Below are 20,757 nucleotides of genomic sequence, written 5' to 3' on the forward strand. Positions count from 1 at the left end.
CACAGTTATTAAAGCTATGCTAAAGAGCACCTAAAATCATTATCAAAAATGGTTTTAGGTGCTTTTTTTATTTTTTGTAATACTAACAGCTAAGATGTGGAACATTTAAATTATTCTAAGACTTTTGATTAAAAATAAATTTGCAAAAAAATAAAATTTGTTTTATTATACTAGTGTATTACATATGTAGTTCACTAGTATAATAATTTTTAGTAAGGATGATTAAGAGTGAAAAATATTAATGCACTACAACTGGATAATGTTAGTACATTTGTTGGCAAAACTGTGCTAGTCAAAAATGCTACTTTTGAAGTTAAACCAGGTGAAATAATCGGTTTGATAGGTCCTAATGGGGCTGGGAAAACCACCATTATGAAAACTATCCTGGGTTTAATGAAATTCAAAGGAAAAGTTGTAGTTAATGGGCGAGAAGTTTCTGAAAATGATCATCAGGCTTTAGATAAGGCAGGTGCGTTAATTGAACACCCTGCTATTTACCCATTTCTTACTGGAATGCAGAATTTGACCCTTTATGCTCATGATCAAAAAGATATGGCAAACTTGATTTCTGACTTACAAATGGGTTCCTATATTAATAATAAGGCTAAAGGGTATTCTCTTGGTATGAAGCAAAAATTAGGCATAGCAATCGCCTTACTAAATCAACCTCAAATTGTAATTCTTGATGAACCAATGAACGGACTGGATATTGAATCAACTATTAGAGTAAGAAAACTAATCAAAAGGTATTCTGACCAAGGAACTGCTTTTTTAATTTCAAGTCACATTTTAAGTGAATTACAAAAAGTAATGACGAGAGTTGTCTTAATCTCCGGGGGACAAATCATATTGAATAAAGAAATTGCAGAATTTGAAAAAATTAGTCACCAAAAATACCATTTGACTACTGAAAATAATAAACTTGCAAAAAAGATTTTTGCTGCTTACCAGATCACGTTTACAGCAAAAGAAAACTATTTGATAGTAAGCCAAAAGGATATATACAAAATAGAAGATCTGCTTTTTAACGAAGGTGTTCATTTAAAAGAAATTTTGCCGCTTGAAGCCAACCTTGAACGAATTGTAGTTGATGTCTTGGAAAAGAAAAGGGGATAGACAGAATGCTTATAAGCTTTAAACAGGAAATCTATAAATTAAGGCATGAAAACATTGCTCTGTATGGTCTGATTATTCTCATTGTAACAATGATTTACAACTTTTTTACTAATCCTATTACAAGCCAATCCCTTAGCTACGGATTTGGTGCAATTGAGTGGATTCCTTTAATAGTTATTACCGTAGCATCTGCAATTTTTTCAATGGAATACAAGAATAACACGATTATCATGTTGGAGTATAAGACTTCAAGTAAGTTTCAAATTTATTTTTCCAAGTTTTTGGTTGTCTTAATCTATAGTTTTTTCTTAACAGTGATCGCATTTCTATTTACATTGATTTTAAGCATGTTCTTTAATAATGTCAGATATGATTGGTTAGTTACCAAAAATGGTAATAATCTTTTAAATGGTCTATTAGCTAACCTGGCAGGAGCATTGATTTATTCCTTTTTTAGCATTGGCTTATCCTTTATGCTCATTATGCTGGTTAAAAATAATGCCGTAGTAGTTTGTTTTGGAATTGTACTAGCATTTTTTGGTGCCAGCTTTTCCAAAGGATTAATGCAAACCTTTCCCCATTTTATAAGTACTATTAAATGGAACTTTTTAAATATGACTTTTATTTCTCAGCAATTATCAAATCCAAGTCTTAGCTTAAAATCGCACTTATCAAGTCTTGAACTAATTATAGCCAATATCATTTACGGCATACTTTTTATGGTTCTAGGATATTATCTATTCAAACATCGACGAGTATAAAGAGAGGAGATAACTAAAATGATTTATAGTATTAAACAAGAATTATATAAATTAGTACACCGCAAAATTAGCTGGATTGCAGCTATCATATTATTTTTTCTAATGCTTGTTACCGGTTTCGCTTTAGCAGATGAAAGTAAAAAGCTGATTTTAACATTAACTTTTGATTCTTCTGATTTTATCATGTTTATCCTAGTGATCGTAGGTGCCACGTGTTTTTCGATGGAGTTTCAAAACAATACGATTTTAACACTTTTATATAAGTCTTCGAATAAAATATATGTCTACTTATCGAAGTATATTGTTTTGTTCTTATACGATGTTTTTCTGCATTTGCTAGCTCTTTTTTATACCATATGTTTGCGTTATACCATATTTAATTACCAAGTTAATTGGTTAGCGCTATATCTATACCATCAGCCGGTATGGCTAAACATGGTAACTGCTTCTCTAATAGATTTAGTAACTACAATGTTAATTATTGCTATTGTTTTTTTACTCTCGTGTCTAATTAATAGTAGTGCAATTGTAATTACAGCAAGCCTGTTAGTGACATTCATAGGTCAAAACATTTCTTCCGACTTAATGAACGGGGGCAAGCTTATAAGCATTATGAAATGGAACCCCTTTAATATGGTGGACTTAACCCGGCAATATGGTAATTATGGCATGTATGTTTTAACTACCCACCTGAATAACCAAGAGCTTTTAATGGGTAGTCTAATCTATATCTTTATTTTTATAATTGCTGGCTATTTAATCTTTCGGAGAAAAAGATTTTAAGTAATTAATTGCATAACTTTTAAGTTTATTGTAATATTATAGTGTATTATAAATGTAATACAGTTAGAGGGGAAATATGAAGTTTAAAGATGATAGGCCGATATATGTTCAAATCCAAGAAGATTTATGTCGCCAAATAATTACCGGAAAACTTAAACCCAGTCAGAAAATTCCCTCTGTCCGTAATTTGGCAACCCATCTAATGGTCAACGTGAACACTATTCAAAAAGCGCTCAAACAAATGACTACATCAGGGCTTTTAATTACTAAAAGAGGAGAGGGTAATTTTGTGACTAATGATAAAAAATTACTGAAAAAAATCAAAAGAGACATTATCAGATCTGAACAAAGCAAATTTGTGCATAATATGAAGGCCTTAGGAGTTTCAGCGCGACAGCTTAATTTAATTTTAACTGAAAACTTAAAGTAGGGAGTAAAAAATGGAAAATCTATTGGAAATAAGAGATTTAACTTACAAGAAAAATTTAAAAACAATTTTGGATAACATCAATTTAAATTTACAACCGGGAAAAATTGTAGCCCTTCTAGGTGAGAATGGTGCTGGGAAGACAACTTTAATGCGCATCATCAGTGGCATGGCCAAAAACTATCACGGGACAGTTAATATTTCAGGCGAGAATAATGTTGCAGAAAGAAAAGCACATCTGTCATTTACTGATGGATTAACAGGTTTTGCTAATTCAACGAAAATCAAAGAAATTGTTAAAATTTATGAGGTCATCTATCAAGATTTTGATCAAAATCAATTTGAACAGTTACGTCAGTTTATGAAATTAGATTCAGAGATGCGCTTATCTGAAATGTCCAAAGGAATGAAAGAAAAGTTAATCATTGCCCTGGCATTTTCGCGCAAAGTTGACCTTTATTTATTAGATGAGCCCTTTTCGGGGATAGATGCCATGGCGCGCAAAAAATAATTAATTCGATCATTTTATGGAAACCGGAAAATTCAACGATTCTTGTTTCAGATCATTTTGTCAACGAAATAGCCAGTATGCTTGATGAAATCGTCATTATTAAAGACAAAACCATTTACACGCACAAATCTACTGAGGAGATCCGCGAGCATCATAAAAGTGTTGAAGATTATTATGAAGGTTTATACGATGCGGAGGAGGAATAATGAACGTTTTCAATCATTTGTTTGAAAAGTTACTGCAGAAAAAAGCCAAAAATGTTTATCTTTTAGTTATTCTGCAATTCATTAGTTCTCTAGCTTCAGCATTCTTTACTTATTTTAGTTTTTATTCTGGCAGATTTCACTTTAATTCGAACAATAATCTCGAGTTTTTACCAGGATGGATGGCACTGTTTGCATCATTAACTTTCTTGTTCGGACCGATTTTGTTCATTTTAACTGTAGTTGAAAATGAACGGTTAAATAGAAATCAAACCTGGCGTTTAGCACCAATCAGTGATGGCAAGTTTTATGTTGCCAATATCTTAAGTTCATTTGTTTCATTGGTTTATTTTGTGCTCTTAGATGTGTTAATTGCAATTTGTTTTTTATTTTTATCAATATTTACTAATTCTAAATTTGGCAAAAATTTACAGATTGACGTTGATTTAAACAGTACTGCAATTTTTGATTTTATTGGCATTATGTTACTGCTAATTCTTACTTGTCTTTTTCTTTACTTTTTGGTTAGTTTTCTTAACTTTTCCAGTCAAGCAATTTTAGACTTTTTACCACATGCATCAAGTCATATTCTAATTTCTTTTGTGCGCATATTTATAATTATCGTCTTGGTAGGATTACTAGTTAGGCTCTATAGTGTCTTTGCAAACTATATTATCAATATACTTTTACTAAGATCTACAGGTCTTGCGGGATTGGAATCCGTGGTATTAATGATGTTTATCATTGATTTAATAATACTTGGCATTAACGTTTTCTTAATCAATCACTTTTTTGAAGCAGGAGAGAAGTAAAACCTAATACTGTTTCAATATTTTCGTTTCAATATTTTCATAGCAGAAAGGAAAAGCATGACCTCTTTTAAAAATTTATTTGGCAGATTCTTTGTAGAAAAAGCCAAGAAAGTTTATTCATTTTTAATTATACAATTAGTTGGTGCCTTAGCATTTTCTGTTTTTGGGCTGCTGATTGGTACAGGTGAGTTTGGTGAATTTTTAAATCTTTACACTGAACTTTTACCTGATTGGCTAATGGGTTTTTGTCTATTGAATGTCTTTTTTATCATTTTCTTTTTTATTTATATGGCTGTCAAAAATGAGCGAATTAATCGGAGTCAAACTTGGCGTTTAACTGCAATCACTGATGAAAAATTTTATATTGCTAATAGTTTAAGCTCGTTTATTACTTTTTTCTATTTCATTTTTCTTGACATTATTGTTGCAGGGATCTTACTAATTGTTTCATTTTTTATGGACAAGGCTTTTCGTAAATCATGCGAAAGAATGTTTAAGCAATTTAGACCAAATTTTGATCTGATTACAATTCGTTTAATTTTTGATATCATGTTACTCTTACTTTTATGTTGCCTTTTCATTTCGTTATTGATCAGCTTTTTAAATTTTTCCAGTAAAGCGATCATGGATTATCTTCCTGTAGCTTCAAACGGATTAATTGTCAAACTATTACATATTTTTATTGTTATCGTAATAGCCTGGCTTTTTACCAAAGTAGAAATAATTTTTGTCGACCAATTTTTAGGCAGCCTTTTGCATTTTTTAAACTTAAATCCGGCTTACAACAACACTTTACCCTATCTTAATTTAATTGTTGTAGTTGTTAATTTAATAATGTACGTTATTAATATCTGTTTATTTAAGTATTTCTTTGAAGCAGAGTAAATAAAGTAGTGGCATAATAACAATTTTATTTGAGTGACAATTTGTCATCGAGCAAAAATAAAAAATAAGGAGTTCCAAATGGCAGAATTTAGCAGATTATTTAATAGACTATTTAAAATTAAAATCAAAAAATTACACATATTACTTTTTTTCCAGATAATTGCAGCTCTGGCATGTGCCTTTTTTACATATTATGAAGTAATCAATTGGCATATCCGAAAAAATCCCCAAAACAATGTCGGAATTTTACCTGAATGGGCATTATATTTTGTCTTCTTGGCCTTTTTTGTTATCTTTTTTGTTTATTTTATTACGCCGTTACAAAGCGAGAAATTTAATCGCAGTCAAACTTGGCGCTTAGCTGCAATAAGCGATGGTCAATTTTATCTTGTTAATGTATTAAGCACGTTCGTATCTTTTATTTACTTTATTGTACTTGAATTCGTCACAGTAATGATATTACTGTTTTCATCGTATCTGACCGACAAACCTGTTGTATACTTTTTCCGCGATTTATTAAAAAGCATTCAACGCAATCTTGACATTAATGTATTCTGGATAATACTTGGTACGATCTTTTTAGCTATTTTAAGTTGTTTCTTTTTATATTTTGTTATCAGTTTCTTTAATTTTGCCAGCCGAGCAATACTAGATTTTGTCCCTGCAAACATTAATGGCGCAGTTGTGAAAGTATTACACATAGTCATAATCTTCGGCTTAATCTGGTTCTTCTTTAAAATCCAAAATATCTTTGTTTACCAAGTTCTTTTATCAGTGATTCATCCGACTAATTATGGACTTAATCTTTCTAGTAGTTTACCTTTTGCAATTTTGGCAAACGCAATTAGCGATCTTATTTTATTAGGCAGCAATATTTTCCTAATTAATCATTTTTATGAAGCAACTGAACATAAGTAGGGTTACTAATTAAAAGTAGAAACTTACCAACTATTTACAAAAAGTAGTTTAACTACAAATGTTAAAAGGTTTGCGGAAAAAATCAATCTAGTTTATGATAGTGTATTATAGGTGTATTACGGCCAAAGGATGGTGGACTTGTGGAATTTAAAGATAACATTCCCATTTACTTACAAATTAAGCAATACCTATATCGACAAATAATTACCGGTAAATTAAAGCCAGGTAAAAAAATCCCTTCTGTACGTGAACTGGCAGTGCAACTCACTGTTAATGTCAACACGGTGCAACGTGCCTTGCAACAGATGAATTTTGAAGGTATTTTGTACACCAAGAGGGGAGAAGGTAATTTTGTCACTGAAGATACTACTTTACTTGATAAAACAAAAAGGGAACTAATTAATGCGGAACTAGATAAGTTTGTACATAGTATGAATTCTTTAGGAGTATCTGACGAACAAATTCTCATATCTTTATCTGAATATCTTAAAGAGGAGCGTGAATAATGGCAAACCCTTTAGAAATAACCGATTTGGTTTACAAAAAGAACCAGAAAAAAATTATTACTGATTTAAATTTAACACTCAAACCGGGAAAGATTGTCGCTCTTTTGGGCGAAAACGGTGCGGGTAAAACCACTTTAATGAGAATTATCAGCGGAGTTGCCAAAAATTACCATGGCACGGTAAAAGTTGCAGGCTTTGCTAAGGAGGCTGAAAGAAAGGAACATCTTTCTTTTACTGACGGTTTAACTGGATTTTCTAACTCCGTTAAAATTAATGAAATCGTCAAGTTTTACCAAATTTTATACCATGATTTTAGTCTAAAACAATTTAAGCAGTTAAAAACATTCATGAATTTAGCTTCTGACCTGCGTTTATCTGAAATGTCTAAAGGAATGAAAGAAAAGCTGATAATTGCTCTAACTTTTTCCAGGAAAACGGACTTGTATCTTCTGGATGAGCCCTTTTCCGGAATTGATGCTATGGCTCGTAAAAAAATTATCAAATCGATCATCTTATGGAAGCAGGAAAAGTCTACTATTTTAATTTCTGACCATTTTGTCAATGAAATTGCGGCGGTTCTCGATGAAGTTGTCATTATCAAAAATAAGACAATTTGCATGCAAAAATCAACTGAAGAAATTAGAGCGGATAACCAAACAGTAGAAGATTTTTATGAAAGCTTTTACCAAAGAGAGGAGGAGGAATAATGGCAATTTTTAATCGTTATTTTACCGTACTCTTTAGGTTGAAAACTAAATGGATCTCTCTTCTGTTAGTTATCCAGACTGTTGCCTCATTTGCGATGACTTTTTTCAATTTTAATAACGGCCACGTTTATATCAACAGACACATTTTTTCTAACTTTTTTACATTATGGCTAGCTATTTTTATTGTACAAGCATGGCTGTTCACCGCAATCTTTTATTTAACTACCTGTTTTCAAAATGAAAGGGTGAGTGGTAACCAGACTTGGCGCTTAATACCAATTGATGATAAAAAGTTCTACTTTGATAACATTTTAAGTTCATTTGCTGCCTTACTTTTCTTTGTAATATTGGAAATTATCTGTACGCTAATTTTAAGTGTTGTTACTTTTACTTTTGATAGTCAGTTTCATAACTCCCTAATCGAAATGTTTGCTGATATTGGAAGACATTTGCAACAAGTTGACTTAGAGATTATGTTTAATTTCTTTGGTGCACTTATGATGGTTATTCTTTGCGCATTTTTTGGTTACTTCATAATCAGCTTTTTAAATTACTCCAGTCGTGCACTTTTAGACTATCTACCGCAAGCGCTCAGCAAAGCTTATTTTCGAATAATTGCCGTTTTAGTCATTATTTTAGTTGCCTGGCTTGCAATCAAAGCCAGTATTGGCCTACAAATAATTTCGTTTCCGTTTAGGTTTATGATAGGAGAAACCACAGGTACAAATGATGATTTAGCTATAGCATTATTATTAATGCTTATAATTAACATATTGTTTTGGTTTTTTGACACCATTCTTTTCAGTAAGTTTTTTGAGGCAAGGGAAGGTAAATAAAAATAGGCATACTAAAAGACGCTAAAAAATTTTTTAGCGTCTTTTTAACAGCCAAAAAAGAGCCATGAGACAAATAATAAAAATGTTAAACCAGATAAAAGACAAAAGGCGATGAAAGTCAAAGCAGCAATGCTTTTAGTTATTAAAGTTGTCAAAAGTAGAATAATTACTACAACTAGTCCTATAATGAGCATTCTTCTAAATTTACTAAAAATAAAAGCCTGCAGTTAACTAAAACGAATTGCAGGCTATATTTATAACAAACTTTTTAATGATTCGCAGCAAGGTAATCATACAGCTGATTGATTTCTTCAGGAGTAAATTCACCTTCACCAGTTTTCATCGCATGAATCTTTTCAACTGACAAATGACTAGCAAAAGCTAAATCCGTATCAGTAACATGATGTTTGACTTGAAAGTCAATAATTGCATCGGATAATTCCTCTAACTGCTGATTCATATTAAATTCTCCTTTACAATTTATTTTAACGGAAAAATACTAAAATTCAAAGAAAATTAAAGTTAAAAACCTTGAATTTTATTAAATGGCCAATACCTGAATTTGACTTTACCAATCAGATTCTGTCTTTTAACAGGCCCGAATATATGCGAATCCTTAGATATATCGCGGTGATCACCCATTACCCAATAATAACCCTTAGGGACTTTATAAGTAAAATTGGTAGTATACGTCTGTCCTTGAGCATTATTAGCTTTTTTAAAGTGATTTTCTAGATATGGCTCAGGTAGGAGCTTACCATTGACATACATCTTATCATTCTTAGAAACCAGCTTATCACCTGGTAAACCAATGATGCGTTTGATGTAATAAGCACCAGGGGTATCATTTGCAGCTTTTGGAGCAAGCAGCACTACCACGTCATTGCGCTTGGGAGTGAAATGGCGGACAGCGATTAAACGATCATTATCTTCAAACGTCGGTTGCATCGATGGCCCTGAAACTCTATCATTAGAAAGTACGAAATGGAATAAAACAAAGAAAACTCCCAAAATTACTGCCATCATTATGACAACATCAAGAATAAATTTGCCTAAGCTTTCTTCCTCTTCGTCATGGTTTTTTGTAACTTTTTTTGCCATAAAATATTCTCCTTTTTCATGTTACTCTTTATTATAACTGAAATCTGGTCGTTTGAATGTTAAAATCATTATAGGTATTTGATAATGACAGATTTTTTAAGTAAAATTAACCAATTGGATGCCAGACTTATTATTGAGTCTGTGCATCAACAAGTAGAGGAAATTAATAATATTGTTGCTACCATAAGGCAAAAGCAGGTTTTAAAAAGAGCACCAGAAAAGCTGGGGTTTTTACCCGATATTGCTGAGGAAATTTGCCACAAATTTAATTCTAGGGATCAAATAGAAGATTTTAAAACGATTAATCAGCTGCTAAATAATACCCGGCAATTTTTAGCAATTAAGTTTGGCCTATGGTCAATTCCAAATCTAGAAACAGCCCGAGTAATTAAAGATCAGCTAAAAGTTAACACTGGTTTAGAAATAATGGCAGGTAACGGCTATTGGAGTAAAGCTTTGTCACAAGTAGGCGTTAAAATGACGGTCACGGATAATTTTAATTGGTCAAAGACTTCAAACACTGGCGTTAAAGCATTTGTGCCTGTTAGTAATTATGATGCTGTAACAGCTGTCAATCAATTTAATGATGTCGATTTAATAATTTGCTCCTGGGCACCTAATTTTGGCAACAGTGATGAAAAAGTCGTTAAAGCTTGGCAAAAATTAAATTCTGCCACACATTTATTGTTTGTAGGTGAAAGAAATGGTGTGACCAACTCTGCAAGTTTTTGGCAAAAGGAGCCATTTCTTCATTCAAAGGAACTAAGGCTAATCAACCAGACATTTACAAGTTTTGATTTTATTGATGAACAAATTTTTGAGATAGCACATGAAATTTAAAAAAATAATTTTAGTTATTATTATATTTTTATCGTTTCTAGGAATTGGCAGTATGCTGTCAAACGTTCAGTCACGAGAAGCGGATCAACTACTTGAGGCATATGGTCTAAGTAATAATACCCGCTACATTGAAATAAAAAATAAGCAAAATGTTAGATCTTTTTTGCTTTATTTGCAAAAAAAATATCCCCGTAACAAAATTCAAGTTCATATGACTTGCAAATCTAAGAAAAATCAAACTCTGGTGTGGTCAAATCATGATGTATTAAACCTACCGACTGAATCTGGCAGATATTTTACCAAAGATGACTTTAAAGGCCGGGTTTCTTTTGCTGTACTGGGATTAAATGCTAAAGTCCCTACATATAAGGTGCAAGGAAACGAATATGTTTATTTGAATAAGAAATATTACACGGTTGTTGGTACTTTAAAACATTATCGCCAAATGAAGCAGGATAGTTACTATCTTAGTACTAGTCCCAAACAGCCAACTGGAAAATTCAAATTACGTGATTATCAAATTATAATAGATAGTTCAAATAAAGTAATTCGCCAAATTGCCAAACATTATGGGGTTAAGGCTAAAATACCGCTTTTTGTGAAAAACCACCAAATACATCAGTTTTCAATCATTAGGGAAATTACATTTATCATAATCTTCTTGTTAATTGCTTCATTTAGCAATTTAGTTTTAGCTTTTATAGATTGGAAAACGGTTAAGTCAACTCACTTAAAGGGCAATTTATTGCGTAATTGGTTAATAAATCACGGTATCAGAATTTTATTGATTGAAGTATTGTTAACTATAAGTGCATATTTCTTCTTGATATGGCGAACATTTTTATCAAAGCCGCAGCACTTAATCTGGCTCCTTACAGGCTGCTGGATCATCATTTCTATTATATACAGCATATGCATCTTGCATTTATCACGAAAGGATCAAAATAATGCCTAAACTGCCTGAGGATTTTAAGGAAAAATATACTAGGTTATTAGGAAAAAGTAGAGCACAGCAGTTTTTCAATTCAATTAATGATAGTCCTAAAAGTGCATTTCGCGTTAATTCATTAAAAGAAAACCACTGTCTTTCTTGTGATCCAAAAAAAGAAGTTTCAGGTATACCCCAAGCCTATTATGGTAAAATCAGTGGTCAAGATCCAGCCTGGGTAAGTGGAGCTGTTTATTCACAGGAACCCACGGCAATGTTTCCAGCATTATTTGTTGAAGCGCGTCCGGGACAAAAAGTGCTTGATTTATGTGCCGCACCAGGTGGCAAGAGTACTGCAATCAGCGAACAGCTAAAGGGTGAAGGACTTTTGGTTGCAAATGAAATTTCACACACCAGAGCAAAAGTATTGCGCGAAAATCTTGAACGTTGGGGCACAACAAATTCTTTAATTGTCAGCGAAAAGCCAGAAAAATTAGCACAGTGTTTTCCTCATTATTTTGATAAAATTTTAGTTGATGCGCCTTGTAGTGGCGAAGGTATGTTTCGTAAGAACCCTCAGGCTATTAAGTATTGGTCACAAAATTATGTACTGCTTTGCCAAAAACGGCAAAAGGAAATTTTGAATGCCGCTGTCCAAATGTTAAAGCCAGAAGGAGAAATAGTCTATTCTACCTGTACATATTCTCCAGAGGAAAATGAACAAATAGTTTCGTGGCTAAGTCAAAAATTTAATTTGACTATTATGTCACTAGCCGTGAAAACGCACGCTATCGCTCATGGACACCCTGAATGGGCTGACAATAACCCTGATCTCATTAAGACAGTACGATTTTGGCCTACAGCTGACTTAGGTGAAGGGCAATTTGCTGCAAAATTAAAATTATCACCAAACGTGGTGGTTCAAGCCAAATTCTCGCCAAATCAAAAAAAGAAGAAAAAAAGAAGGCCTCAAAAAGAAGCTCTAACTAAATCTGAAATTCAATTAATAGCGGAAGTACTAGATAAATTTAATTTACCAGCAGCAATAAAAAATTGGCGGTTAAATAGTCGAGTACGTAATAATCACGTTTTTATACCGGCATTATCAGATAGTGCGAATCTTCATTTGCAGATACTAGCAAATGGCGTTGAACTGGGTGTGTTAAAGAAAAACCGTTTTGAACCCGGACATCAATTGGCCATGGTGTTAGCAGAACAGAAACAAAACAGAGTAGTTGAACTAAGCAGGGAAAGCTATTTAAAGTATTTACACGGAGAAACATTAAGAACGCAAGCTAACGAAACAGGCTTTGTTTTAGTCAGTTGCCAAAATTTTATTTTAGGTTTTGGTAAAATCAGTAATCATATTATTAAGAATTATTATCCTAAGGGACTACGAGTTTAATAGAAAGAAAAAAGAATGATTAAACTAATCGCTACAGATATGGACGGAACTTGGTTAACAGATCAGAAAACATATGATCAGGAATTGTTTTTGCAAGAATTTCAAATTATGCAAAAAAAAGGAATTAAGTTTGTTGTTGCCAGCGGAAATCAGTTTGAAAATTTATATTCGCGATTTCCGCAAGTGGCCAATCAACTATTCTACATAGCGGAGAATGGGGCACTAGTAGCACAAGGCAAGCAGGTAATTCACGTTGATTGTCTTTCTGAAAAGGACTGGCGGACAATCATGAAGATAATTCAGGAAAGTAATGAAAAAGTCACGGTTTCGGGACTTGCCAGCGCTTATATTTTAAAAAAAGATGGACCTGAGTACGCTAAAGAACTAAAAAAGTACTATGAAAAACTGACAGTTGTTGAGAGTTTTAATCACCTTGATGATCAAATCTTCAAGGTTACGTTTGATGTTCCTGAAAATAAAATGCCGCATCTTTTAGAAAAATTAAGACGTAATTATCCTGAAATTGACTTTGTTTCTGGCTCTTCTTCATCGATAGATATGTCAACAAAAGGTATGAATAAGGCAAAGGGCTTACAGTTTTTAAGTAGTAAATTCAAAATTAATCCTAAAGAAATGGTAACTTTTGGTGATAGCGGCAATGACGTGGGGATGCTAAAATATGCTGGTACCAGTTATGCCACAGGAACAGCACTTCCCGTGGCTAAGAAGGCTGCTACTCACATTATCGGCTCAAGCAATGACAGCGCCGTTCAGAAAGAGATATGGCGTCTATTAAATTAAAAAAACAAAAAAATAAGCATTAATTCACAATTATGCTTATTTTTATACTTTAGTAAAACTTCAACTTAAAACAATATTTGCAGTGCTAAAGAATATTGTTTTTAATATTCAAATATTTGATTATTAATTAACTCGGTTTTTAGAGCTACCTGTTTTAATTACTTCTAAAGTCGAATCTAGTCCACTGTAAATCATATTTTTGACAGATTCATCTGTGTAGTATGCGCAATGAGGTGTATATGTTATTTTTGAGTGATGTAATAATTTGTTAAAATCATTATCTTTAATTTCTTTATTAGGATAAGTGCCAGGTACATAAGTTGCTTCTTTTTCATAAACATCTAGTGCTGCAGCTGCCAATTTATTTTCATCCAGCGCATTAATCAGATCTTCGATATTAATTAAACTTCCTCGACCTGCATTGATTAAATACGAGTCTTTTTTCATTTTATTAAACATATCTTTATTAAACAAATGATAGTTCTCATCAGTCGCTGGCATATGTAGAGTAACTATATCAGCGTCTTTAATTGCTGATTGAACGTTTTCTTTATAGTTAATGACATCAGAAACATTATCTTTTGGATAGGGATCATAGCCTACAACAGTACAACCAAAATTTTTAAAAAGTTTGGCAGCTTGTAATCCAATTCTTCCAACTCCAATTACTGCCACAGTCATATTACCTAAAACACGCCCACGAACTTCTGGAACCCAGCGAAAATCATGTTTTGCGACGTGATCTGCTAATAACTTTTGCTTACGAACTAGTTGTAAAGCAGACATTATTGTAAATTCGGCAATCGATTCTGGTGAATAACTTGGAACATTAGTAATTATTATTCCATTTTCTTTAGCTTTTTCTAAGTCAAAGTAATCAAAGCCAGCTGTTCTTTGGGATAATTGTTTAATGCCATATTCTTTTAGTTTAGGATAAATATCAGAATTAAACTTTGCAATTTCTGCTATTGATACGCCATCATATCCCTTAACCTTTTTAACGTTATTAATAGTTAGGCTTTCACTTGTCATAGTAACTTCAACATTATTTTTTTTTGACCATTTTTGTACAAATGGTGCACGTTCCTGAGTAACGCCAAAACAATAAATACGAGTCATAAAAATCTCCTTAATTTAAATTTATTTTATAATCGGAATATTTTAAAATTTTAAATACTGATACACTCAACCAATGTGCTAACAATGAAAGAATAATCGGTATTATCGCGTAAACTAATATAAGGATAATTAAGTTTACAATAAAACTGTTTTTTAAATAACCAAAAGCAACTATTGGCCCTACTAATCCTGCAAAGCCAAGACCAGCTGATCCAGGGGTACCTTGGATATTAAATAATTGGGCCATTGCACCCATTATTCCACTCACAAAAATTATAGGAAGCGCCATCTGCAATTTTCTGAAAAAAGCTGGCATCAAAGTTTTAATTCCACCTAACATGAGCGCTAAGGTAGTACCAGTATCATTTTTAGCCCTGTAAGACCCAATAGTTGCGAAAACTACTACACCAACCAATCCTAGATTAGCTGCACCTGAACCAAGGCCAGTTAAATTAATTGCAAATGCAACGGCCACAACTGAAATAGGAGTTAAGATCATTAGTGCAAATAAAATTGCAATTAATATACTCATTAGAAGAGGATTTAATTTAGTTGCATCATAAACGATCTTACCGACAAAACTGGTAATTTTTGAAATTAACGGAAGTGTCACTAATCCAACTGCTCCTGCGCCCATTCCAACAATAACTGGGTATGCAATTGTGGCGAGTGCTTGAACTTTATTTTGGATTAAGAATACTAAAAATACTGCTATTCCTGCAGTCAGCATTGCATTGATTGTATCACCAATACCAGTAACTTTCCAAATATCGCTAGTTTGAACTAATGCACCACTACCAACATATGAGGCAACACCAACTGATAATAACTGAATAGCAGTTAACTTAAATTTAAATCCTACGCCGATCCCGACCAGAACTGGCATTAAGAACTGAATAATTTGGACGATAAGATATAGTTGCTTAAAACCACTCCAAAATCCGCTTAAACTTAAAAATATTTGACTAAAAATGGCGTTAGGAATAACAGCAACCAGTATTCCGACTGTTGCTCCATTAACGACATTAATGATAAAGTTCATAAGCGAGTGATCTGTTTTATTATTTTTATCCATTTAACCACACTTTTATTACAAAATTTGTTACATTTTTCACAAATAATTCCAAAAAATAATGGAACGCGTTCCACAATTGAAATATAACTCATCTTAAATAAAAAAGCAACTAGTGTGGTAAAATTTATATAAACAATGAGTTGAGGAATATGACAATTTTGACTAAAAAAGATCCAACAATAAAAAATATATTTGATGCTTTTAGAATTTTAGATTTAATAAATCAAGATAAAAAAATTGGTCTTAACAATATAGTTGCTAAGTTGGAATTACCAAAGACAACAGCTTTTAGAATACTAAAAACTCTTGAAAAAATTGACATTGTCAGAAGAACTGAAACTAGTGATTATGTTTTAGGATACCATTTAATAAAATATAATCAGGTTGAATTTTTGGATGACGAACTAGTGGATGTAGTTAAACCTCATCTTACGAACATTCGTAATATTACAGGCGAATGCACGAATTTGGGAATGAAATATGATGGTAAACTATATATACCTCTAAGAATACATGGTGAACCATACCAATTACAAGTAATGCTTCCTCCAATAGGTGAATTATACTGTTCAGCAATGGGAAAAATATTTATGACAGAATTCAGTAAAGTAGAATTACTTAATTATTTTAAAAGCGTTGAACAAAGAACAGTTAATACAATTACAAACTATAAAGACTTTATTAAATATAAAAATGATTTTTCAAAAAGTGGGATATCAATCGACAACGAAGAGTATGAATATGGAATGTCTTGTTATGCAATCCCAATTTTTAAAGAAAACAAAAAGGTTTTATGTTGTATAAGTGTTACTGGACCAACTAGTAGACTAAATCACAAAGGAACGGATCTAATAATTGCTACATTAAGAAAAGAAGCAAGTCTTATTCAAAAAGATGTTCAACATTTAAATTTGTAACTTTATTAAATGATTTTTGAAAACTAAAACCACAAATAACTGACTTGTGTAAGGCTATAGTTATTTGTGGTTTTTTATAAGTACCTATAATAGCTGATCAATGGCTATTTTTAACGGCAAATCATAATATTTTTTAATCTCAGTTAACTTTGTTAAATCTTTTTGACCATAAATAGCTAGCAGATTAGCAAGTTCTTCTTGCCATTCTAAAATAAGATTTTGCAAATAATTAACATCGTGTTTGATTAAAGCCTGTAGAAAAACATTTGATATACCAACAGCTTTTCCACCTAAACATAATCCCTTAAAAACGTCCAAAGGATTACGCACGCCACCTGAAACAATAAAATCAACCTGCTGTTTAGCAGCCATTAAGCTTGAAATGACAGTGGGTAAGCCGATATCTTTCAGATAAGAAACATCATTGGTATTACGAGCATTTTCTATCTGGGCAAAATTTGTGCCCCCACTGCCAGCAACATCAAAAAATTGGAAGCCTTCATTTTTCAACAAATGAATTGTTCTTTCATCTAAACCAAAGCCGACTTCTTTAATAATAATTGGTACTGTTACTTTTTGACGTAATTCTTTTAAATTATTTAGCCAATAGAAATCACGGTCTCCTTCAGGCATGGCTATTTCTTGCACTGCGTTCAAGTGAACTTGTAAAGCGTCAGCCTTTAATTCTGTGACTATTTTTTGTGCTTGTTCGGCCGCAGTTTTAGCATTTACATTTGCAATTAAAACGCCAGTGGGGTCTTGCTGGCGTGCAATCAAAAAGCTGTCACTAAGAGAAGGCTCTTTCGTCAAAATGCTGGCTGAGCCAAGTGCCAGAGCAATATTGGTTTTAACGGCAACTTGTCCTAATTTCTTATTAATCAAATAGGATTTATGTGAACCACCGGTCATTGCATTAATAAAAAAGGGGGCTGCCACTTTTTTGCCAAACATTGTCGTTTGTATGGCTTTGACACTTACTTCAGTTTCTGGTAAAGCCGGCCGCACCAAATGCATCTGATCAAAACTATTTTGTTTATTATCTTGATAAAATCTTTCTGCTAAAACCAAATGTTCTTCTTTACGATTAGATCTAAGTGACATGTTCTTCCTCTAGTCTGCAATCCGAATTTGGTGAACGCGAAAGTCTAGCGGCATTATACCGTTTTGGCGCCATTTATCTTCAAGATAGGCAGTATCTGTATTTGCATCAGCGATTACAATACCGCAGTCGCCATTACCGGCACCGGAAGTTTTAGCAGCTCCTCCAAATGATTCGGCGATATTGATCAGTTGGGAAAGTCGCGGAATTTCAATTGCAATTTGATTTATTTGTGCAAAATGCTGCAACAATTTACGGTTTACTCGAATTTGCTTTTTTATTAACTGAATATCTTGTTGTTCAAATCCGGCAATCATCTTTAGTACGCATTTACGCGAAAGCCTGAGAAATTCTTGATATTGTCCGTTTAAGGCGGCCTTATTGGCATTAGTTTCATCAACAAGCCGCGAGGTGGAGGCAGGCTTTTGACTCCAGCCAATCATTAGTTTTAAGCCGGCGGGAGGGGTTAAAAGTTGTATCTTCAAACCAGGCCAAGCTTCATTGACCACTTCCGATAATGTTTTATGAGCCAGTTCATTAGCAAGCCATTGTTTATCAAAAGTCTGATAGGCAATCCAGCCACCATAAACACTGGCTGCAATGTCACCAGCCGAACCGTTTCCTTGAACTGAGTAATGAGAAATGGCTGATAATTTATAAACTAATTCATTACTAAAAGCAACATTATAAAAACGCAAGATTGCTTTGACTGTGGCTACTGTAACTGCAGCACTGGAGCCCAAACCATATTTTTTCCCATCCGAAGAATCAAGATCTGAATTGACATATAAGTCATAGACTTTCATCTTGACTTTTTGTTCCAAGCAGAAACGTTCCGTGTATGAAATTGCAGCCAAAATATATTCGAATGGATTATCACGATTGTCAATAACCATTTTTGCGCCATTTCTAACCCAATGAATGGAGCTTTGAGAATATTGTTTAGAGTGGATTAAACCAGTTTTTGATTTCGACTTAATGATTGAAACACGAATAAATTGATTGACTGCGACTAAAATTGCAGGACAATCTTGTTCTAATACTGCGTACTCGCCAGCTATGTATAATTTTCCGGGTGCTTGTTCTGTTATCAAAAGAATTAAATCTCCTAATCAATTAATTTACATTAACTAGTTCAGACATGAAATACCTGGACCAAAACTTGCATTTATTATGTTAACATTATGGAATTCGGATACAAACCTCTTAGTAATATCTTTTACATTTTTTAATTGACTTAAGATTTTTATATTAGGTCCGGCATCTATTGTGAAGTAACATTCTATACCAAGCCTGCGCAAATCAGCTACTAATTTGATTGCTTTAATAGTTGCAGGCTCAAAATATGTAAAACCCGGTTGGGCAGTTAAATTAACAGCATGCATTTCACACGCATTTAATTCTGCTAAACTACCCAGTTTTGAAAAATCATTTGCTTTGATAGCAGCAACCATCTGGGCCAACTCAGCTTGATTACGCTCAAGCCACGGCCTGAAAAAAGGAGAGGTTTGTGCTTGTTTCATGCCCTGAGTAGAGGATAATTCTTTAGGGTTTTTATCCAGTTCAACCACTAATAGTTGTAGATCCATTTGGGGTTTTTCATCTAAAGCATATGCATAGGATGATTCATTATCAGTACCTTTTTGCCAAATCGCAAAGCCGCCATATATTGACCTGCTGGCTGAACCTGAACCCCAACGAGCCAGACGGGAAAGTTCAACTGCTGACAGATTAATACCATAGTGCACGCAAAAGGCTCCGGCTAAGGCCGCAAAAGCAGAACTGGAAGAGGCCAGGCCTGCAGCTGTAGGAACGTGATTAACTGACTCAACCTTTAAATTACCCTTAACGTCAAATTTTTCTTGTAACAGTTTTAAAAAAGAAAAAACCCTTTGATAACTGTGTCCGCTTTGTTCAACGCCATTTAACCAAAACTGGTTTTTAGGACCTGCAGAAACTTTAGTATCAGTATAAAATTGATCAAGTGTCATAGACAAACTGGACATTAGTGGTAAACGCAGACTTTGGTTTGCTTTTCCCCAATATTTGATTAGGGCAATATTGGTATGAGCACGAACTGTTTTTTCCATAAATTAAATTTCCTCAATCCAACTATGTGCCACAATATTTTGACATTTATGGGCTATTTTCAGAGCATCATCCTCATTGCGACACAAAGCAATCACGATGCCGCCCAGTCCACTACCAGACAATTTAAAACCCAAGGCCTCATTTGCGAGAGCTATTTTTTGTAATTGATCAATCTTACCAGTTGAAAGGTTAAATGAATGCAATATTTCTTGAGCCCGATTAAAATATGAGCCTACTGTCGCTGCATCTTTATTTAACCAGGCAGTTTTAGTTTCATCAGCTAATCTACCTAATTGCTCAAGGTTGTTTTGCGCTGTCGGGGATTCATTTAGAAGCTTATGAACTTGAGTGACAGCTTTTTTCGTACTACCCAAATCACCTGTATCCATGATAAGTAAGGTAGCTTGTAATTTCGACCTTAGCGGCTTGGGACCATCTTTTTGATTAAAAAAGATGAGGCAATCAGAATTAACAGTGGCAGCATCAAGACCCGATGCTTTACCATGGTTGATCATTTCTGCGTGGTTAGTTATATTAATAATTTCAGTTTCAGTTAAATTTAAGTGGAAATAATCATTCATTGCGCGCGTAGTCGCCAGTGCCACGGTTGCACTAGAACCTAAACCGCGTTCAATTGGAATCTCTCCCGTATAGGTTATTTTAAGAGCTGCTTGACTTGCGGCTTTTTTCAACATTGTTTTAACTACATATTTTAAGCCATCATATTCATCCGGAGCCATAAAAAAAGGCCCCTGATAATGAGCCGTATCCATCCACATTTTTTCAGATGGTTCTACAGTTGTTTTAATATGCAAAGAAGTGATTGGCAATGCCAAAGCATCATAGCCATAAACTACTGAATGTTCACCAATTAAAATAACTTTTCCGTGTCCTAAAAAACTTGATTTCATTTTAT

Annotated in this window: 23 protein-coding genes and 1 pseudogene; 16 read left to right on the forward strand and 8 right to left on the reverse strand. The window is 33.3% G+C overall.

The genetic code is table 11. From position 1 onward, the window contains the following. Window positions 1-228: 228 nt before the first annotated feature. From ACFQ32_RS01765 to ACFQ32_RS01815, 11 genes and pseudogenes are all read left to right on the forward strand, one after another. On the forward strand, window positions 229-1,116 hold the full coding sequence (locus tag ACFQ32_RS01765) for an ABC transporter ATP-binding protein (protein ID WP_084619546.1): 888 nt from the start codon (window positions 229-231) through the stop codon (window positions 1,114-1,116). A gap of 5 nt (window positions 1,117-1,121) precedes the next feature. Further along, on the forward strand, window positions 1,122-1,877 hold the full coding sequence (locus ACFQ32_RS01770) for an ABC transporter permease (RefSeq protein WP_046324867.1): 756 nt from the start codon (window positions 1,122-1,124) through the stop codon (window positions 1,875-1,877). An 18-nt stretch (window positions 1,878-1,895) separates the two neighbouring features. Next, a complete protein-coding gene (locus ACFQ32_RS01775; protein ID WP_046324866.1) occupies window positions 1,896-2,660 on the forward strand; it encodes an ABC transporter permease in 765 nt (254 codons plus the stop codon). A 76-nt stretch (window positions 2,661-2,736) separates the two neighbouring features. Beyond that, a complete protein-coding gene (locus tag ACFQ32_RS01780) occupies window positions 2,737-3,090 on the forward strand; it encodes a GntR family transcriptional regulator (protein WP_046324865.1) in 354 nt (117 codons plus the stop codon). A gap of 10 nt (window positions 3,091-3,100) precedes the next feature. Continuing rightward, window positions 3,101-3,804 (forward strand): annotated as a pseudogene (locus ACFQ32_RS01785) (ABC transporter ATP-binding protein). Next, window positions 3,804-4,613: a hypothetical protein gene (locus tag ACFQ32_RS01790; RefSeq protein ID WP_046324863.1), complete on the forward strand. Its 810-nt coding sequence runs from the start codon at window positions 3,804-3,806 to the stop codon at window positions 4,611-4,613. The pseudogene ACFQ32_RS01785 and the gene ACFQ32_RS01790 overlap by 1 nt, the downstream one beginning before the upstream one ends. A gap of 57 nt (window positions 4,614-4,670) precedes the next feature. Next, window positions 4,671-5,498, forward strand: coding sequence for a hypothetical protein (locus tag ACFQ32_RS01795; RefSeq protein WP_046324862.1), 828 nt, complete (start codon window positions 4,671-4,673; stop codon window positions 5,496-5,498). 78 nt (window positions 5,499-5,576) lie between these two features. Beyond that, window positions 5,577-6,416, forward strand: coding sequence for a hypothetical protein (locus tag ACFQ32_RS01800; protein ID WP_046324861.1), 840 nt, complete (start codon window positions 5,577-5,579; stop codon window positions 6,414-6,416). A gap of 140 nt (window positions 6,417-6,556) precedes the next feature. Next, window positions 6,557-6,922 (forward strand): GntR family transcriptional regulator, encoded by a 366-nt coding sequence (locus tag ACFQ32_RS01805; RefSeq protein ID WP_046324860.1) that lies wholly within the window; start codon window positions 6,557-6,559, stop codon window positions 6,920-6,922. Continuing rightward, entirely contained in the window at window positions 6,922-7,629 is a 708-nt protein-coding gene (locus ACFQ32_RS01810; protein ID WP_046324859.1) for an ABC transporter ATP-binding protein, read from the forward strand. The genes ACFQ32_RS01805 and ACFQ32_RS01810 overlap by 1 nt, the downstream gene beginning before the upstream one ends. After that, on the forward strand, window positions 7,629-8,465 hold the full coding sequence (locus ACFQ32_RS01815; RefSeq protein WP_046324858.1) for a hypothetical protein: 837 nt from the start codon (window positions 7,629-7,631) through the stop codon (window positions 8,463-8,465). The genes ACFQ32_RS01810 and ACFQ32_RS01815 overlap by 1 nt, the downstream gene beginning before the upstream one ends. 268 nt (window positions 8,466-8,733) lie before the next feature. Here the strand turns inward: ACFQ32_RS01815 and ACFQ32_RS01820 are convergent, their stop codons facing one another. Both ACFQ32_RS01820 and lepB read right to left on the reverse strand, forming a co-directional pair. Next, a complete protein-coding gene (locus ACFQ32_RS01820; RefSeq protein WP_046324857.1) occupies window positions 8,734-8,925 on the reverse strand; it encodes an LBP_cg2779 family protein in 192 nt (63 codons plus the stop codon). 62 nt (window positions 8,926-8,987) lie between these two features. After that, window positions 8,988-9,566: a signal peptidase I gene (lepB, locus tag ACFQ32_RS01825; RefSeq protein ID WP_046324856.1), complete on the reverse strand. Its 579-nt coding sequence runs from the start codon at window positions 9,564-9,566 to the stop codon at window positions 8,988-8,990. Between the two features lie 84 nt (window positions 9,567-9,650). Between lepB and ACFQ32_RS01830 the strand changes: the two genes are divergently transcribed. From ACFQ32_RS01830 to ACFQ32_RS01845, 4 genes are read left to right on the forward strand one after another with little or no spacing between them, the layout of a single operon-like run. After that, window positions 9,651-10,406, forward strand: coding sequence for a hypothetical protein (locus ACFQ32_RS01830; protein ID WP_046324855.1), 756 nt, complete (start codon window positions 9,651-9,653; stop codon window positions 10,404-10,406). Beyond that, window positions 10,396-11,361 carry a hypothetical protein gene (locus ACFQ32_RS01835; protein ID WP_046324854.1) on the forward strand — a complete coding sequence of 322 codons (966 nt, stop codon included), beginning with the start codon at window positions 10,396-10,398 and terminating at the stop codon, window positions 11,359-11,361. The genes ACFQ32_RS01830 and ACFQ32_RS01835 overlap by 11 nt, the downstream gene beginning before the upstream one ends. Then, window positions 11,354-12,739, forward strand: coding sequence for an RsmB/NOP family class I SAM-dependent RNA methyltransferase (locus ACFQ32_RS01840; RefSeq protein ID WP_046324853.1), 1,386 nt, complete (start codon window positions 11,354-11,356; stop codon window positions 12,737-12,739). Before ACFQ32_RS01835 ends, ACFQ32_RS01840 begins: the two co-directional genes overlap by 8 nt. Before the next feature lie 15 nt (window positions 12,740-12,754). After that, entirely contained in the window at window positions 12,755-13,540 is a 786-nt protein-coding gene (locus tag ACFQ32_RS01845) for a Cof-type HAD-IIB family hydrolase (RefSeq protein WP_046324852.1), read from the forward strand. 123 nt (window positions 13,541-13,663) lie between these two features. Here the strand turns inward: ACFQ32_RS01845 and ACFQ32_RS01850 are convergent, their stop codons facing one another. Both ACFQ32_RS01850 and ACFQ32_RS01855 read right to left on the reverse strand, forming a co-directional pair. Further along, window positions 13,664-14,659: a D-2-hydroxyacid dehydrogenase gene (locus ACFQ32_RS01850; protein ID WP_046324851.1), complete on the reverse strand. Its 996-nt coding sequence runs from the start codon at window positions 14,657-14,659 to the stop codon at window positions 13,664-13,666. 10 nt (window positions 14,660-14,669) lie between these two features. Then, window positions 14,670-15,734: a PTS sugar transporter subunit IIC gene (locus tag ACFQ32_RS01855; RefSeq protein WP_046324850.1), complete on the reverse strand. Its 1,065-nt coding sequence runs from the start codon at window positions 15,732-15,734 to the stop codon at window positions 14,670-14,672. A gap of 158 nt (window positions 15,735-15,892) precedes the next feature. On the opposite strand from ACFQ32_RS01855, the gene ACFQ32_RS01860 reads away from it, so the two are divergent. Further along, the gene (locus ACFQ32_RS01860; protein ID WP_046325205.1) at window positions 15,893-16,651 is read left to right on the forward strand and encodes an IclR family transcriptional regulator; all 759 of its coding nucleotides are present in this window, start codon (window positions 15,893-15,895) and stop codon (window positions 16,649-16,651) included. Between the two features lie 84 nt (window positions 16,652-16,735). Here the strand turns inward: ACFQ32_RS01860 and fni are convergent, their stop codons facing one another. Genes fni through mvk form a run of 4 tightly spaced genes read right to left on the reverse strand, consistent with a single transcriptional unit; the run spans window position 16,736 to window position 20,752 of the window. Then, complete coding sequence (fni, locus tag ACFQ32_RS01865; protein WP_046324849.1) at window positions 16,736-17,752, reverse strand: type 2 isopentenyl-diphosphate Delta-isomerase; 1,017 nt, start codon at window positions 17,750-17,752, stop codon at window positions 16,736-16,738. Window positions 17,753-17,761: 9 nt separating this feature from the next. Beyond that, entirely contained in the window at window positions 17,762-18,844 is a 1,083-nt protein-coding gene (locus tag ACFQ32_RS01870; RefSeq protein ID WP_046324848.1) for a phosphomevalonate kinase, read from the reverse strand. A gap of 36 nt (window positions 18,845-18,880) precedes the next feature. Continuing rightward, window positions 18,881-19,840: a diphosphomevalonate decarboxylase gene (gene mvaD, locus ACFQ32_RS01875; RefSeq protein WP_046324847.1), complete on the reverse strand. Its 960-nt coding sequence runs from the start codon at window positions 19,838-19,840 to the stop codon at window positions 18,881-18,883. 3 nt (window positions 19,841-19,843) lie between these two features. Then, a complete protein-coding gene (gene mvk / locus ACFQ32_RS01880) occupies window positions 19,844-20,752 on the reverse strand; it encodes a mevalonate kinase (protein WP_046324846.1) in 909 nt (302 codons plus the stop codon). Between the last annotated feature and the right edge of the window lie 5 nt (window positions 20,753-20,757).

This window comes from Lactobacillus melliventris, from assembly GCF_042679465.1.
In the GTDB taxonomy this organism is placed as follows: Bacteria; Bacillota; Bacilli; order Lactobacillales; family Lactobacillaceae; genus Lactobacillus; species Lactobacillus melliventris.

Excerpts from the sequence above, each read along its gene's own strand:
- fni (WP_046324849.1), bottom strand. The coding sequence starts at position 17,752 with ATGTCACTTAGATCTAATCGTAAAGAAGAACATTTGGTTTTAGCAGAA.
- ACFQ32_RS01775 (WP_046324866.1), top strand. The coding sequence starts at position 1,896 with ATGATTTATAGTATTAAACAAGAATTATATAAATTAGTACACCGCAAA.
- mvk (WP_046324846.1), bottom strand. The coding sequence starts at position 20,752 with ATGAAATCAAGTTTTTTAGGACACGGAAAAGTTATTTTAATTGGTGAA.
- ACFQ32_RS01840 (WP_046324853.1), top strand. The coding sequence starts at position 11,354 with ATGCCTAAACTGCCTGAGGATTTTAAGGAAAAATATACTAGGTTATTA.
- ACFQ32_RS01820 (WP_046324857.1), bottom strand. The coding sequence starts at position 8,925 with ATGAATCAGCAGTTAGAGGAATTATCCGATGCAATTATTGACTTTCAA.
- lepB (WP_046324856.1), bottom strand. The coding sequence starts at position 9,566 with ATGGCAAAAAAAGTTACAAAAAACCATGACGAAGAGGAAGAAAGCTTA.
- ACFQ32_RS01830 (WP_046324855.1), top strand. The coding sequence starts at position 9,651 with ATGACAGATTTTTTAAGTAAAATTAACCAATTGGATGCCAGACTTATT.
- ACFQ32_RS01815 (WP_046324858.1), top strand. The coding sequence starts at position 7,629 with ATGGCAATTTTTAATCGTTATTTTACCGTACTCTTTAGGTTGAAAACT.
- ACFQ32_RS01800 (WP_046324861.1), top strand. The coding sequence starts at position 5,577 with ATGGCAGAATTTAGCAGATTATTTAATAGACTATTTAAAATTAAAATC.
- mvaD (WP_046324847.1), bottom strand. The coding sequence starts at position 19,840 with ATGGAAAAAACAGTTCGTGCTCATACCAATATTGCCCTAATCAAATAT.
- ACFQ32_RS01845 (WP_046324852.1), top strand. The coding sequence starts at position 12,755 with ATGATTAAACTAATCGCTACAGATATGGACGGAACTTGGTTAACAGAT.
- ACFQ32_RS01780 (WP_046324865.1), top strand. The coding sequence starts at position 2,737 with ATGAAGTTTAAAGATGATAGGCCGATATATGTTCAAATCCAAGAAGAT.
- ACFQ32_RS01770 (WP_046324867.1), top strand. The coding sequence starts at position 1,122 with ATGCTTATAAGCTTTAAACAGGAAATCTATAAATTAAGGCATGAAAAC.
- ACFQ32_RS01795 (WP_046324862.1), top strand. The coding sequence starts at position 4,671 with ATGACCTCTTTTAAAAATTTATTTGGCAGATTCTTTGTAGAAAAAGCC.
- ACFQ32_RS01810 (WP_046324859.1), top strand. The coding sequence starts at position 6,922 with ATGGCAAACCCTTTAGAAATAACCGATTTGGTTTACAAAAAGAACCAG.
- ACFQ32_RS01855 (WP_046324850.1), bottom strand. The coding sequence starts at position 15,734 with ATGGATAAAAATAATAAAACAGATCACTCGCTTATGAACTTTATCATT.
- ACFQ32_RS01835 (WP_046324854.1), top strand. The coding sequence starts at position 10,396 with ATGAAATTTAAAAAAATAATTTTAGTTATTATTATATTTTTATCGTTT.
- ACFQ32_RS01850 (WP_046324851.1), bottom strand. The coding sequence starts at position 14,659 with ATGACTCGTATTTATTGTTTTGGCGTTACTCAGGAACGTGCACCATTT.
- ACFQ32_RS01790 (WP_046324863.1), top strand. The coding sequence starts at position 3,804 with ATGAACGTTTTCAATCATTTGTTTGAAAAGTTACTGCAGAAAAAAGCC.